The sequence below is a fragment of the Arthrobacter sp. P4_H3 genome (assembly GCF_056400885.1).
In genome coordinates, this window is record NZ_JBFUKK010000019.1 from 40,782 (window position 1) to 54,883 (window position 14,102).

The 14,102-nt window shown below is 63.5% G+C and carries 10 protein-coding genes; 1 reads left to right on the plus strand and 9 read right to left on the minus strand.

Features of this window, described 5'->3' with window-relative positions; genetic code table 11:
- Positions 1–189 precede the first annotated feature (189 nt).
- From AC1DRE_RS20035 to AC1DRE_RS20065, 7 genes are all read right to left on the minus strand, one after another.
- The gene (locus AC1DRE_RS20035; protein ID WP_476986252.1) at positions 190–1,002 is read right to left on the minus strand and encodes a biosynthetic peptidoglycan transglycosylase; all 813 of its coding nucleotides are present in this window, start codon (positions 1,000–1,002) and stop codon (positions 190–192) included.
- 280 nt (positions 1,003–1,282) lie between these two features.
- Positions 1,283–2,968, minus strand: a complete 1,686-nt coding sequence (locus AC1DRE_RS20040) for a purine-cytosine permease family protein (protein WP_476986253.1) — start codon at positions 2,966–2,968, stop codon at positions 1,283–1,285.
- A 541-nt stretch (positions 2,969–3,509) separates the two neighbouring features.
- Positions 3,510–4,376 (minus strand): AraC family transcriptional regulator, encoded by an 867-nt coding sequence (locus tag AC1DRE_RS20045; RefSeq protein WP_476986254.1) that lies wholly within the window; start codon positions 4,374–4,376, stop codon positions 3,510–3,512.
- Positions 4,377–4,555: 179 nt separating this feature from the next.
- Positions 4,556–5,407, minus strand: coding sequence for an SDR family NAD(P)-dependent oxidoreductase (locus tag AC1DRE_RS20050; protein WP_476986284.1), 852 nt, complete (start codon positions 5,405–5,407; stop codon positions 4,556–4,558).
- 11 nt (positions 5,408–5,418) lie between these two features.
- Positions 5,419–6,069, minus strand: coding sequence for a hypothetical protein (locus tag AC1DRE_RS20055; protein ID WP_476986255.1), 651 nt, complete (start codon positions 6,067–6,069; stop codon positions 5,419–5,421).
- A gap of 591 nt (positions 6,070–6,660) precedes the next feature.
- Positions 6,661–7,623 carry an adenosine deaminase gene (locus tag AC1DRE_RS20060; protein ID WP_476986256.1) on the minus strand — a complete coding sequence of 321 codons (963 nt, stop codon included), beginning with the start codon at positions 7,621–7,623 and terminating at the stop codon, positions 6,661–6,663.
- A gap of 277 nt (positions 7,624–7,900) precedes the next feature.
- On the minus strand, positions 7,901–8,578 hold the full coding sequence (locus AC1DRE_RS20065) for a transposase (RefSeq protein ID WP_476986257.1): 678 nt from the start codon (positions 8,576–8,578) through the stop codon (positions 7,901–7,903).
- Between the two features lie 583 nt (positions 8,579–9,161).
- Between AC1DRE_RS20065 and AC1DRE_RS20070 the strand changes: the two genes are divergently transcribed.
- The gene (locus AC1DRE_RS20070) at positions 9,162–9,848 is read left to right on the plus strand and encodes a class I SAM-dependent methyltransferase (RefSeq protein ID WP_476986258.1); all 687 of its coding nucleotides are present in this window, start codon (positions 9,162–9,164) and stop codon (positions 9,846–9,848) included.
- 182 nt (positions 9,849–10,030) lie between these two features.
- On the opposite strand, the gene AC1DRE_RS20075 is transcribed toward AC1DRE_RS20070, so the two are convergent.
- Positions 10,031–12,427: a bifunctional salicylyl-CoA 5-hydroxylase/oxidoreductase gene (locus tag AC1DRE_RS20075; protein WP_476986259.1), complete on the minus strand. Its 2,397-nt coding sequence runs from the start codon at positions 12,425–12,427 to the stop codon at positions 10,031–10,033.
- Positions 12,428–12,440: 13 nt separating this feature from the next.
- On the minus strand, positions 12,441–14,090 hold the full coding sequence (locus tag AC1DRE_RS20080) for an AMP-binding protein (protein WP_476986260.1): 1,650 nt from the start codon (positions 14,088–14,090) through the stop codon (positions 12,441–12,443).
- Positions 14,091–14,102 lie beyond the last annotated feature (12 nt).

Here is a 14,102-nt window from a genome sequence, read left to right on the forward strand (position 1 = left end):
TTCTGACGGGAGCACTGTCGCGCGCCAACGGCGGCGTGGGACATTAGTTCGGTCAACGAGCAATGAGTGTTTGGTTCAAAACCGGAGCGTCCCGCGGGTTCGGTGCCGAGATAGGGCGCGAGGCCTTGTCCCGCGGCCACCAAGTCGGTTCGGGACTAGGGGTAGGCTACGGTTCCTGTCGGTGCTGAGCTAATGAGTGGCCGATGCCAGCGTTACCCTCACACCCTCTGGCATAGTCGAGCACGCATCAGGGTTGTTCCGCTTTGCCCTATGGTCAGCTGCTTGATCCGTGATGCCGATTGTCGCGACGGTTGCTTCCCAGCCGCCGAGTCCTTCCAGCTGTTGGGGTAGCCGGACGTTAGCCGCTTCCTTGACGTTTTTCCAGACCAGGCTATCTACTTCCCTATCGAGGAAGATGCCGCCGTCCTTCAAGCGCTGTACCCGATTCGGAAATGGCAAGACACCAACTAACTGCGCGGCCTCATACGGCGTCATCTCGAATGGGGCATGGCCAAAGTAGTACCAGGTTGCCGCGCAGATGCCGTAGAGATTGGGGCCGAACTGTGCATAGTTGAGGTACAGCTCCAAGATGCGCCTGGGCGACAGCGTGAGACTGAACTCAGCGGCAAGGCCGGCCTCCAGAGCCTTTCTAAATGCGTTCTGATCCGGCCATAGATAGATGTTCTTGGCGAGCTGTTGCGGGATGGTTGAACCGCTGGGATCTTTCCCGCCCTCCAGAAATTCCATAGCCCTGGCGTTGAAGTCATCGAGATTGAAGGCGCCCTCGCGGGTGCCGAGCTGCTGATCCTCATGGGCGATAGTCGCTGCCAGAACATACCGGCTCATGTGGTCGATCGAGACGAACTGGTACGCAACCGGCTCGCCTTCCTGCAGCATGTAGGAGGTGCGCGGGGGAGTGATCCAGATGAACGAAACGGCCGCAGCTTCTGTGATGATGACCAGGGTGACGATGAGTTTGAGGAACCTGTCAGCGACTTTCATGACGCGCCCTTTAATTTTCCTCGTAGGTAGTTCATGAGGAAAAGGATGAACCAAGGGTCTGACAATTCGTGAAGCGTTTTTCTAAGTTCCCACAGCTAAATTGATAGCAACATAGCTTTTGCACTTTAGGGGAAGCTTTCGGGCCCGCGGCGAGGAAGTTCCAGCGCTCCGTGGACGAGCTTCTGCGGTTCCCCGGCGGAATGCTGGCTCGTCGATGGTGCGCGCTTAGGCCCGGTGCTATTCGGCCGGGCCTCCTAGGTAATCGTGGACCCGGCCCAGCCTACTTTCCCGCCGGTAGCACGAGTTCGCCGGACTTGTCCGTTGACAAGGCGAGGGAGGAGATGAACCGGGGTTCGCCGTCGGGCCCGTCCTGACCTGAGCGGAGCATGTCCGGGCGTTCGAACTCAAGTCCGGTGACGTGGCAGAGCAGTTTTGTATCGCTCGGGTTGCCGTCGGCGTCGAACATTGGCAGGTCAATGCCGTCGTCGGTGCGCCGAAGGTAATAGCGGCCCTTCGTCGCCAGCGCGAGGACCGGCGGGAGTATGAGCGCCAGCGCCACGGCGAAGATCGGGGAGTACGGCTGGACTCCGGCGCCGAACGCCCCGAAGAACACGGCGATGGAAACTCCGGCCGAGACCAACATGGACACGAAGCCAACCGGATTCACTGCGTGGAGCATGCCGCGGCGGAATTCGGGGACCTTCGGCGAGATCTTGAGCAGGTACTTGTTGATGGCGATATCCGAGGCCACTGTTACCACCCAGGCCATGGCGCAGTTCGCGTAGAAGCCCAGGATCGTATTCAGGAATTCGAACATGTTCGACTCCATGAGTATCAGCGCGATGATGAGGTTTACCGCCACGAACACCATGCGGCCCGGGTAAGTCTTGGTGATTCGGGTGAAGCTGTTGGTCCAGGCGAGCGAGCCTGAGTAAGCGTTGGTGACGTTGATTTTGATCTGTGAAATGACCACGAGCACCACGGCGAGGGACATGGCCAGCCACGCGGGCATCATTTCCTGGTACACGCCAAGAAACTGGTGGACGGGCTCGTTGGCGTGGATGGATGCTGCGGGATCGAGTGTGGCAATGAGGTAGATGGCAATAAACATGCCAACGATCTGCTTGATGGCCCCGAAGATGACCCAGCCCGGTCCGGCGAGGATTACAGCACGCCACCAGGCGCCCTTGTTTTCGGCGGTCTTGGGCGGCATGAAGCGCAGGTAGTCGATCTGCTCGGCGATCTGGGCCATGAGTGAAAGACAAACACCGGCGGCCAGCATCACCGACGCGAGGTTTGTGCCATCCTCACCGGAAGCGCCGGTATAGGCGAAGAAGGCGTCGATGCTTTCCGGGTGGGACAGCAATAGGTAGCCAACGGGAACCACCATGAGGAGCAGCCACAGGGGAGTGGTCCAGACCTGCAACGTGGCCAGTGTCTTCATTCCGTAGATCACCAGCGGAATGATGATGATCGTGGAGACCGCGTAGCCAAGCCACTGCGGGACCCCGAGTCCCAATTCCAGGCCTTGGGCCATGATGGAGCCTTCGAGGGCGAAGAAGATAAATGTGAAGGTCGCGAAGATGACGTTCGTCACCACCGAGCCGTAGTAGCCGAATCCGGACCCGCGCGTGATGAGGTCAAGATCGATGTTGTAGCGGGCTGCGTAGTACGCGAGCGGGAAACCCGTGGCGAAGATGATCACGGCGGCCACGATGATGCCGAAGGTGGCGTTCACCGTACCGTATGCGATGCCGATGTTCGCGCCGATGGAGAAGTCGGCCAGGTATGCGATGCCACCCAGGGCACTCGTTGCCACAACGCCAGCGCTCCATTTTCGGTACGAGCGCGGAGCGAACCGGAGGGTGTAATCCTCCAGGCTCTCCTTAGCTGCGCTCATGGCGTCGGCGTTACCTGCCGTAGTAGGCGGCTCCAGTGTTCGGGTACTCGTCAGATGCTCGCTCATACGTCATCACTTTCGTTGTGGGTGCGTCGTCGCCCCTGACACTAACCACGTGCGGCGACGACCCGATCACCAGCGTGTTTCACACCTGTAACTTCTGACCCAGGCATCCCGCGATCCGCAAGCACAGAGGAGGCATCATGGTCGAACGCTGGCAGCCCCACGCGTAACCAGGCAAGGTCCGATGCCGCACGACGCCGGCCGCCACGGTCCTCAAGACGCCAGGCTGGCGGCAGCTAGCCAGTGAAATGGCGACCGGGCGGCCGTTCATCCTTTGTATTGTTTTCAGGCGGTCATCGACGGTGTCCGCTGGCCGGCCTTCGTTTGTGGAGGCCGGCAGGGTGATGTGGTTGGTCGGTTCGATGGCGCTGCCGCGGTAGACGAATGCGTGCCTACCTGAGTCCGCCTTCGTTTGCCGGGAGGTCAACCCCGAGCGTCGCCCGGCACTGTTGGCGTCCAACGTGATGCTCACGAGGCTCTCGCGCGGCCAGAACCCGAGGGTGTGCCCGCCGGATGACCATTGTCCTGTCGGCGGGCTGATCCGTCAGGCGCGTTCTACTGGGAGCCACAATTCGCAGCTCGCTGTGCTGAAGTCGGCGGCGCGATCTAGGACTGCCACAATCGAGGGGCCCGGGCGCAGCCGCCACGGGTTGGACGGGAACCAATCGGTGGCGGTGGAGGCCCAAGTGGACTGCAGGACCTCCGGGTACGCCCCTTCGGCGTGGAACACCGCCCAGGTGCCTGCGGGGACCTCGATGACGTCGAGCTCCTCGGGCACCGTTGTCGTTTCGGTGACGGCGACGCCATGAAGGTAGGTCAGCTCGCTGCCCTCCGTGTAGTCCAGGTCGACGTCGGCGCTCACCTGGAGCAGGCCCGCGGGGTCCGTGTTGCTCAATTCCTTGAGCCGGGCGTGCTCTGCTGCTGGTAGTGAGGCGATGTGCGCCTGGATGTGCAGGTTTGGGCCGTGGTAAATAAGCGGCACACGGGCCGAACGGCCGACGAGTCGGAATGCCGGCCGATCTGCGATGCGAGTGTTCATCGTGATGTTCCCTTCTACGGTCAGGCGGAACCTGAGCTGCGGTTGCGTGCGAAGGGGCCCTCCGTCCCGGCGCACGTCGCCGGGGCCGACGCCGTGCACTGATCGGAACGCCCGGCTGAAAGCCTCGGCTGAGCCGTAGCCATACCGCACCGCGATTGCCAGCAGCTCGCCCTTTTCGAGAACGTCCGTTGCAGCCGCCGTCATGCGGCGCCTGCGGACGTACTCGGAGAGCGGCATGCCGGCCAGTGATGAGAACATTCTGCGGAGGTGGTACTCCGTCATGCCGAGACGGACCGCCAAGTCATTAATGTCAATCTCCTCCGTGAGGTGACCGTCGATGAAATCGACGAGTTGGTTTAGCGCAGAGATCACGGTTCCCCCTTCGACTACAAGCCTGCTCGTCTGGTTTACCCCGCACCCTACTATTGCGGTCCGATTCGATCGCCGCTCACCCTGTAGAGCGCGCGTAAGCCGGTCCCCAACGACGAAGGTCCGACCGTCTTGTGCCCGCCCGGCAGGCGGGGAATGCCTGCGGCCGGGGACCGATCAGCTCAGCTGAGGACTTGGGCATCTCCTCCGTCGACGAAGACCTCTGAGCCGGTCATAAAGCTGGCCTGTTCGGATGCAAGGAAGAGGGCGGCGTTCGCGATGTCCGCGGGGTCGCCGATCCGGGCGAGTGGAATCTTGGCCGCCATGGCAGCCAGGAGCGCCTGCTCCCGCGCCGGGTCGCCCTTTGCGATACCACGTATTCCCGGTGTATCCGTCGGACCCGGGGTAATGGTGTTCACTCGGATTCCGCGGGGCGCAAGTTCCGCCGCCCAAACGCGAGTGAGTTGCCTAACGGCCGCCTTTGATGCCGAGTAAACGCCGAATCCCGGGTGCCCGCGGCTGGCGGAGGTCGACCCGGTGATGATGATCGATCCGCCATCGGTCATCAAGGGTAGAGCCTTCTGAACGGTGAAGAGGGTGCCTCGCACGTTGGCACCGAAGACCTTCTCGTACATGTCGACGGTGATGTCGTCGATCGTCACCAGTCCTGATCCGCCCCCGGCGTTAGTGAATAGCACGTCCACGCCGCCGGCTTCATGTTGTACCGTCGCGAACACACGGTCGAGATCCTCGAGGATTGACACGTCGCCCTGGATTCCGGTGGCGTGGCCGCCGAGGAGCGTGACCGCGGCGTCAAGCTCCGCTTGGCGGCGGCCCGTGATGAAGACCCGTGCACCCTCTTCGATGAATCGCTTGGCTGTGGCGAGGCCTATCCCGCTGCTGCCGCCCGTGATTACCGCGACCTTCGCGTTGAGCTGGCCTCGCTCCAGGAAAGAACTAGGCGAAGCGGAAGCCCTACAACTGGAGCCGCTGGACCGAGCGTTGGCGTTGTCGGCGCCGCCGAACAGCCATATTGAGTGCCAGGCTACGGCGCCGGTTCAATGGACTCCACGGCATAGGGTTTGGTTGCCGACCGCTGCAGTGGAGGACGCAGGCGCACCTGGTACGGGCCACTCCGGAACGTGGCGCGGGGGTCTAACTGGACAATCAACAATGGCTCGTCGCGGGCGGCATCCACCCGCACCACTATGCCGTCGCGCCGCCCGCCCACGAGCAGCGGTGTCGCCGGCTCTACTGCGGTCTCCTTAAGTCGTTCCTGATATTCCGGTCCCGCCGCGAGGAAGAGGATTCCGTGGGCGACCCCAACGACACTCAGCGGGATCACCGCGTTAGGCGGTGGGGGTACCGGGGTGGGCAGGGTTTGCAGTTGGTTTTCCGGCGCAGACGACGCTCTGGCCGTCTTCAAGGCACGATCGCATTCCTGGCACGGGGTCCGCGCCCCGACGTCGGCCAACAGCGTCACGAACAGTCCTCTGGGTGCGTGGCCCCATTTGTCGGCCACGATCCGGCACCACGCCGTGTGGTATTCGCTCCCGTACTTCATCACGTAGACCTGAGCCTGGCCGAGGACCGGCGCCCCTTCCCTCCGAGCGGCCGGCTCGACTGGCTTGAGCTCGCCGAGGGCTCTGGCGTCGGCCTGGGCCGGGTGGCTGGCCTTGACGTACTTGCGGATCAACGGACTGAGTTGCCGTTTTGGCTTTGGAATTGTCCCATCCCCTTGCGCCATGTAAGAAATACTCTGCGGGACTTTCCGAATAACGGTGGATCCTCCGTTATTCAGACAGTCCCTCTAGAGGTCGAAAGCCTTGAAGAATGGCTGACCATGGGCCGCTGGCCGGCCGGAGTCGGCCAGCAGCAGTGAGCCCGGCACCGTAGCTAGCCGCCGCCGTCGGCAGCGGTGCTCCGTCGTCCATGTAGGCGCAGGCGGCCACGCTAACGGCCACAACTATGCCGACAATGAATGACCCAAGGCAGCGGACCGATCCCGTTCCCCCATAACTAGGCGGGTATCCAGTCTACTGTTCAGTCATCGGGTGGCAAGTCAACGGCTGGGGACTGGCTGGCATTGACGATGCTCCTATAGGCGTCAAATCGAGGAATTCAACGGGACCGGGGGTGCCCTTTTGCTTCCCTCCCTGGACTTGGCGGCCCTTCTGCCGTGCTGCTCCGTGCTGCCCCGCAATGAGGGAGCAGTACGGAGTATATGGCTGGCGTGGCTGAGGCGCGCTGGCGGTGCCTTGGCCGTCTGGTCAGGGCCGGACGCAGGTCATGTGGGCATCCGCGAGAAGACCCGGCAGACAGCGAGGCTGAACCAGAGCTGAAGGTCGTGGAACCTGTCCCGGAGTAGATGGCCCGTGAACAGTCCGGTCGGCTCCTGGTGTCCGGAAAGCCAGTCTCGCGCCCGGTCTGTCTCCTCCGACTTGAGGTCGGGTCGGATGAAGCTGATGGTGTCGAGGGCAGAGACGAGGTCGGTCATCCAGAAGGGGAAGCTGAATTCGGTCCAGTCGGCGATCCGACCCTTGTCCGGATAGGCGTCCGGCTCGAAGAAGCGGCCCGCCAGCAGGTCAGCGGCCAACTTGGCTGAGGGGCTCGTGCAGTGCCGAGGGTGGGTTGCGTACGCCCTGAGTACCACGCCTGTGATGAGGTGTGAGAACGGGCGCGTCGGATCGGCGGAAATGGTATGCGGGTCCTCAAGGGCGTCGAGGTTCCTTCCACGTGTACGGAGCGGGAGGGCCCAGCCGCCGTCGTCCTGTCGCGAAGCCTCGAGCCAACTGAACGCGAGTTCCACACGTGGGTCGTCCGGGTACCCGGCCTTGACGAGGAGCCCGAGGAAGCCCGCGGTGTAGTTCGGAGAATATTGGTTGCCGTAGATCCCCCGCAGGTCGCCTTGGGGCGACTGGTGGGAGAGCACGTATTCGGCGGCCGCGGCGAGTGCCGGGTGCTCGCGTGTGAGCCCGAACATCTCCACGAGGAACCCGAGCTGCCGGTAGGTCTCCAGCAGGTCGTAGTCCGTCCGGGCACGGGGGCGCCGTCCCGGGTAGACCCACGACCCGTCCGCTCCTTGGCGCCGCACGATCCGGCACGGGACCGGAAGGCCCCAGAGGGCCTCAGCAGGCGGGTCCGCGGAGCCTTGGACCAGCTCCCGGGTCGCCCAGTAACGTACGGCCGGGTGCCCGCTCGCCAGCAGCGGGGCGATCGGGTCAAAGCGGAGGCTGTCCAGCCAAGTCATGACACCATGATCGCGGATCGGTCGACGCGCCGCACTCCGTGTCCGTCAACTCCCTGGTCCATTCCACCTCCTCCGATGCCGCGGCCCATTGATGCACCGAAAATCAGCGCGTGGCTTGTGCTCGGGCATGAAGTGAAATCAGGAGAGTCCCGGTGGAGGGCATAAGTCCCGGAGCCTATCGGAAGCTCTAAACGGGGTTGGCGATGTCACTGAAGTCCGACTCAAGGTTCCTCAGATTGAGACCTCACGTCGACTGCAACCTTGGTTGCTTGCTCGGTCAGCCATTGGCGGTAGTGCGTGGCCAGGGTGTCGTTCCGGAGGAGTCCCCGTTCCAGGAGGGAAATTTTGGAGGGCCATTGGCCAAGTTCGCGGGCTGCGGCCGTGATGGTGCAACCGAGTGTGGTGCGGATTGGCGCAGATCGGTGTTGTTTGGGGCTGCTTGGGGGTTGGTGATCTGGCGGTAGATTTCCCGGGCTGCGTAGCGTTTGAGGCAGCGCATGATGTCCCGTTTGCTCTGGCCTTCCGCTGTGCGTTTGGCTACGTAGGTCTTGGTCCGTTGGCACGAGGCCATACGGACCAGCACGACCTGGTACAGAGCATGGTTGGCGTTGCGGTCGCCGCCGCGGCTTAACCGTTGCCGGGTTGTTTTGCCGGATGATGCGGGTATGGGTGCGACGCCGACGAGGGCAGCGAATTGGGCCTCGTTTTCTATGCGGTCGGGGTTGTCTCCGATGGTGACCAGGAGTTGGCTGGCTACTTCCGTTCCGACTCCGGGAAGGTCACAGAGCATCGGCGCGTAGGTGCCGAGGATTTCCTGGAGGGCGGCGTCGGCGGTGGCGATCTCTGCCGCGAGGGACTGGCAACGGGTGGCCAGTCCCTTCAATGTCAGCAGGCACACGTACTCGGGGTCACCCATATGGCCGGTTGGTCTGGTCCGCTGCAGGGACGTGATCATCGCTGAGGTTCCAAGCCCCCCCGGGTATTTCGCCCGGAGTTTGTCCGGAGCCGAAACGAGGAGGCCTTTGATCTGATTGATGGCTGCGGTGCGGGCCTTCACTGCCGAGGTGCGCCCGGCGCGCAGGGTCTTGGCGATTTCGGCCCTGTAGGATCCTGTTCCTTCGAGCCCTACGGCGTGACTGTGCCGTAGCTGGTGATGAAGTCCACGATCTTGCGGTATCCCGATCCCACTGCCAGGAACTCTTTGCCGCGAGGGGCTTGCCGTGTTCGTTGATGACGGCCACGTGGTGTGTGTCGGCGTGGGTATCGATGCCGGCGATGACGTTGGTTGTTTCGGTTGCCAACATGGAAGTTGCCCCAGTCGAGTTCTAGCTGATGGATGGGGCGCGGGCCAGGTGGCCAGACAAAACGGTAATGGGATTAGTCGTATCAGGCTCCTATGAAGGCATTGCCGCCAGGCACGTCGGTTTTTTGCTGAGTCACGCCGGCTCAAGACCTTTTCCAGTATTACCGATTTTGCCGGGAACTACTCCGCTGAGAACGAAGCCAGCCTCCTCATCGCCTACTACGAGCGACCGGCGATGATTGGCCATGCCGGTGACGTCGACGGTCACCGGGTCCTGGACGCAGGGTGCGGCTCCGGTCCCCTGTCCGCTGCACTGAGCGCGAAAGGCGCGATCATGACCGGCTTCGATTCCAGTCCTGCGATACTCGATTTGGCAGGACAGCGATTGGGTGCGGCTGCAGACCTGTACGTGGCCGATCTCAGCAAGCCGCTCCCTTTCGCCGATGGCTCCTTCGACGACGTTGTTTCATCCTTGGTGCTGCACTATCTGGAGGACTGGTCAGCACCACTTGCCGAACTGCGGCGCGTGCTGAAGCCGGGCGGTCGTCTGATCCTGTCGGTTAACCACCCCACGGTCAGCGTGATCAACCAACCAACCGAGGACTACTTCGCCATCCGGCAGTACTCGGAGGATTACGTGTTCGACGGCGAGCCTGCGGTCCTGACCTTCTGGCACCGACCACTTCACGCGATGATCAGCGCCTTCACATCGGCTGGATTTCAAGTAGCCACCGTGAGCGAGCCAGAGCCGTCTCCAGACGCACCACACGAACTCCTTCCGCCGCGCATCCTCAACGGCGAGAGGATAGCTTTCCTGGCCTTCATCTTCTTCGTACTCGAAGCAAACAAAGTCAGAACTCGAACTCACATGCCCGTTTCGGCCGATGAGGAACTGGCTCAGGGGTTTGTTGACCGCCGGTGAAGCTTCCGAAAATACTGAGGTCGTGCCGCGGCCACCCTTGTCTCCCGGCCCAACTCGGCCACGATGCCAATGCGATTCACTTCTTCTCCTCATGCAGTTTCTAGGGAATTTCCAGTCCCACCTCACAGTCCTGTGGGCCTGACCCTTCAACGGGGCAGACCCACAGGACTTTGGCGTGCTACCTACTGCGGAAGCAGGGAGGATTCCTTCGCCAACGTTTCGGGCGTCCAGCGCAGGTGCGCCGGTGTTGCCTCGGTGTCCGGTTCCCGCAGGAGGGAAAGACGTGGGCGGACGGCGTCGGTGCGGGAGCTCGGCGGCTTGCGGCGACCCGCCCTGAACTGGTGGATCCACTGGGCGCCGGGGCCGTGGTATTCCTGTTCGGCGGCTGCATGCAGTGTCCACTGCGGGTCGTACAGGTGCGTGCGGCCCAGTGCCACGAGGTCGGCCCGGCCCGCCAGCAGGACGGAATTGACGTCGTCGTACGTGGAAATGGCGCCAACGGCGATCACGGCCACGCCTGCCGGAGCGGCAATTTCCTGCCGGATGCGGTCGGCGAACGGCGTCTGGTAGCTGCGGCCGAAGGCCGGCTTTTCCTCCTTGGCAACCTGGCCGGTGGAGACGTCGAGCCCGGCAGCGCCGTGGGCGACGAAGGCGCGGGCAATCTCGACGGAATCGTCGGAAGTGTTGCCGCCCTCGATCCAGTCGGTGGCGGAGATGCGGACCGTCACAGGCTTGCTGGCGGGCCACGCCGCGCGGACGGCGTCGAACACCTCCAGCGGGAACCGCAGCCGGTTCTCCAGGCTGCCGCCGTATTCGTCGGTCCGCTTGTTGGAGACCGGCGAAAGGAAGGAGGACAGCAGGTAGCCGTGGGCGGCGTGAATTTCGAGGAGGTCGAAACCAGCGTGGTCGGCGCGGAGGGTGGAGGAGACGAACTCCGCCTTGATGGCGTCCATGCCTGCCGTGTCCAGCTCGGCGGGAATCTGGTTGTCGGGACCGTACGGCAGAGCCGACGGGCCAACCGTGGACCAGTTGCCGGACTCGAGTGGCTGGTCGATGCCTTCCCACATGAGCTTGGTAGAGCCCTTGCGGCCCGAGTGGCCCAGCTGTGCGCCGATCTTGGCGGTTGAACGGCTGTGGACGAAGTCCACGATTTCCTTCCAGCTGTCGCGCTGACGGTCCGTGTACAGTCCGCTGCAGCCGGGGGTGATGCGGCCGGCTTCGGAAACACAGACCATTTCGGTCATGACCAGACCGGCGCCGCCGAGTGCCTTGGATCCCAGGTGGACTTTGTGGAAGTCGCCGGGGACGCCGTCAACGGCGGAGTACATGTCCATCGGAGAGACCACGATGCGGTTCTTCAGTTCCAGCCCGCCGATGCGGAACGGCTGGAACATGGCCGGTGCAACCTCGGCGAGGCCCTGGGATTCGGCGAAGTCGCGGTCCACGGCGTCGGCGAATTCGGGGTCGCGGAGGCGCAGGTTTTCCTGCGTGATGCGGCGGCTGCGGGTGAGCAGGTTGAAGGCGAACTGCGTGGGGTCCTGGTCCCTGTACTGGCCGATGCGCTCGAACCACTCAAGCGAAGCCTGCGCAGCACGTTGCGTGGAAGCGACCACGGGCCGGCGCTCGGCCTCGTAGGCCACCAATGCCGACTCAACGTCCGGGTGCTCGTGCAGGCAGGCTGCCAGGGCCAGCGAGTCCTCCATGGCGAGCTTGGTGCCGGAACCGATGGAGAAGTGAGCGGTGTGGGCGGCGTCGCCGAGCAACACCACATTGTTGTGGCGCCAGCTTTCGTTGCGGACAGTGGTGAAGTTGATCCACTTGGAGTTGTTGGACAGGACTTCGTAGCCGTCCAGCTCCTCTGCGAAGATCCCGCGGATCCTGGCGATCGCCTTTTCGTCCGAGACTCCCGGGGGGAAGACCTCGTCGGCGGTCTCGTCGAAGCCTGCCGCGTGCCAGACATCCTCGTGCATTTCCACGATGAACGTGGAACCCTCATCCGAGTACGGGTAGCCGTGGATCTGCATGACGCCCCACTCGGTTTCCTTCACGAAGAACTTGAAGGCCTCGAACACCTGGTCCGTCCCGAGCCACATGAACTTGTTGGTGCGCGGGTCCAGGTCAGGCCGGAAGGAGTCGGCGTACTTGGCCCGGATCTGCGAGTTGACGCCATCAGCGGCCAGCACAAGATCGTAGCCGGCCTCGAGTTCCCCGATGGCTGGGGCCAAGGTGCTGAAGCGCACGTCGACTCCGAGCTCGATGCAGCGGCGCTGCAGCAGTTCCAGCAGTTCCTTCCGGCTCATGGCGGCGAACCCCTGGCCGCCCACGGTCACGGTCTCCGCGCGGAAGTGGATGTCGATGTCCGACCAGCGGGCGAAGCGGCGGCTCATGTATTCGGCAACCACGGGATCGGCGTTGCCGATGCCGCCGAGCGTTTCATCGGAGAATACGACGCCGAAACCAAAGGTGTCCGTGGCGGCGTTGCGTTCCCAGAGGGTGATGTTGTGTGACGGGTCGAGCTGCTTCATCAGTGCTGCGAAGTACAGGCCTCCGGGGCCGCCTCCGACGATTGCGATCTTCATGGATCGGTCCCTTCTAGGCTTGGGGTGCGGCCGCGTGGGCCAGCTGGTCGTTGTTGTTTTCGAGGATTTGCCGCAGCTTGAAGTGCTGCAGCTTCCCGCTGGGGTTGCGCGGCAGTTCAGCCACGAACCGGACATCGCGCGGATACTTGTACGGGGCGATCGTTTGCTTGACGAAGTCCTGGATTTCCCTGCCCTTCGCCTCGTCGCCGTCAACGCCTTCGCGAAGGACGATGAAGGCACAGACCACGGTTCCGCGTTCCGGGTCCGGCCGCCCGACGACGGCACTCTCCAGGACCTCGGGGTGCTGATTGATGGCCGCCTCCACTTCGGGGGCGCCGATGTTGTAGCCGGAGGAGACGATCATGTCATCGGAGCGGGACTGGTAGACGAAGTAGCCGTCCTCGTCCCTGACGAAGGTGTCGCCGGTGATGTTCCAACCGTGGGCGACGTAGCGGGATTGGCGCTCGTCATCGAGGTAGCGGCAACCGGTGGGTCCCAGGACGGCAAGCCTGCCGGGCTGGTTCGGGCCCAGCTCGGTGCCGTCCTCGTCCAGGATGGTCGCCCGGAACCCGGGGACGGTCTTGCCCGTTGCGCCGGGCCGGCTGTCATCGGCGGTAGCCGAAATGAACACGTGGAGCATTTCCGTGGCTCCGATGCCGTTGACCAACCGGACTCCGGTGGCGTCGTAGACAGCCTGCCATGTTTCCTTGGGCAGGTGCTCGCCCGCCGAGACTGCGACCCTCAGCCGGCTGAGCAGGTCACCGCGCCCGGCCTTGAGGATGGCCCTGTACGCAGTGGGTGCCGTGAAGAGGATTGATGCACCGGCCGCGGCCGCGTTCTCAGCCAGTTCGACGGGCGTTGCGCGCTCCGTCAGCAGTGCGGAGGCCCCAAAGCGGAGGGGAAAGATGACCAGGCCGCCGAGTCCGAAGGTGAATGCAACCGGCGGCGAGCCCGCGAAGACATCCTCGGCGGTGGGCTGGAGGATGTGGCGGCCGAAGGTGTCGGCGATGGCCAGGATGTCCCGGTGGAAATGCATGGTGATCTTGGGGGTGCCGGTGGTGCCGGAGGTGGGGCCCAGGATCGCGACGTCGTCGGCTGCCGTTGCAATGGTGGTGAACTTTCCGCTCTTTACGGCGCAGCGGGCGGCGAAATCGCCGGGGCCGGTGCCTCCATAGGCGATGACGGCCACGGCGCCCGCAGCGGCGGCCATGTCGTCAATGAAGCGGTGGTCGGAGAGCGCCACGACAGGCTTGGTCAGCCGGATCAGGGTCTGGATCTCGGCGGCCCGCAGCATCGGCATGGTGGTGACGACGACGGCACCTGCTTTGAGCACGCCCAGCCAGGCTGCGACAATCCAGGGGTTGTTGGGTCCCCGCAGCATCACGCGGTTGCCCGGAACTACGCCGAAATCCTCGGTGAGCACCTGGGCCGCCTGGTTGGCCCGAAGCTGCAGTTCGCCGTACGTCCAAACCTCGCCGTCGGGCGTTCGGAGCGCTGGCCGGTCGGCACCGTAGCGGGCAACGGTGTCGTCGATCAGTACCGCCGCTGCATTCAGCTGTTCGGGGTACTGAAGTTCCGGCAGGGTGAACTCGAGCGCCGGCCATGTCGTTGCCGGCGGTAGGTGGTCCCGCGTAAATGTGTCCACATGGGCCGATGTGCTCATGGCCACTCCTTC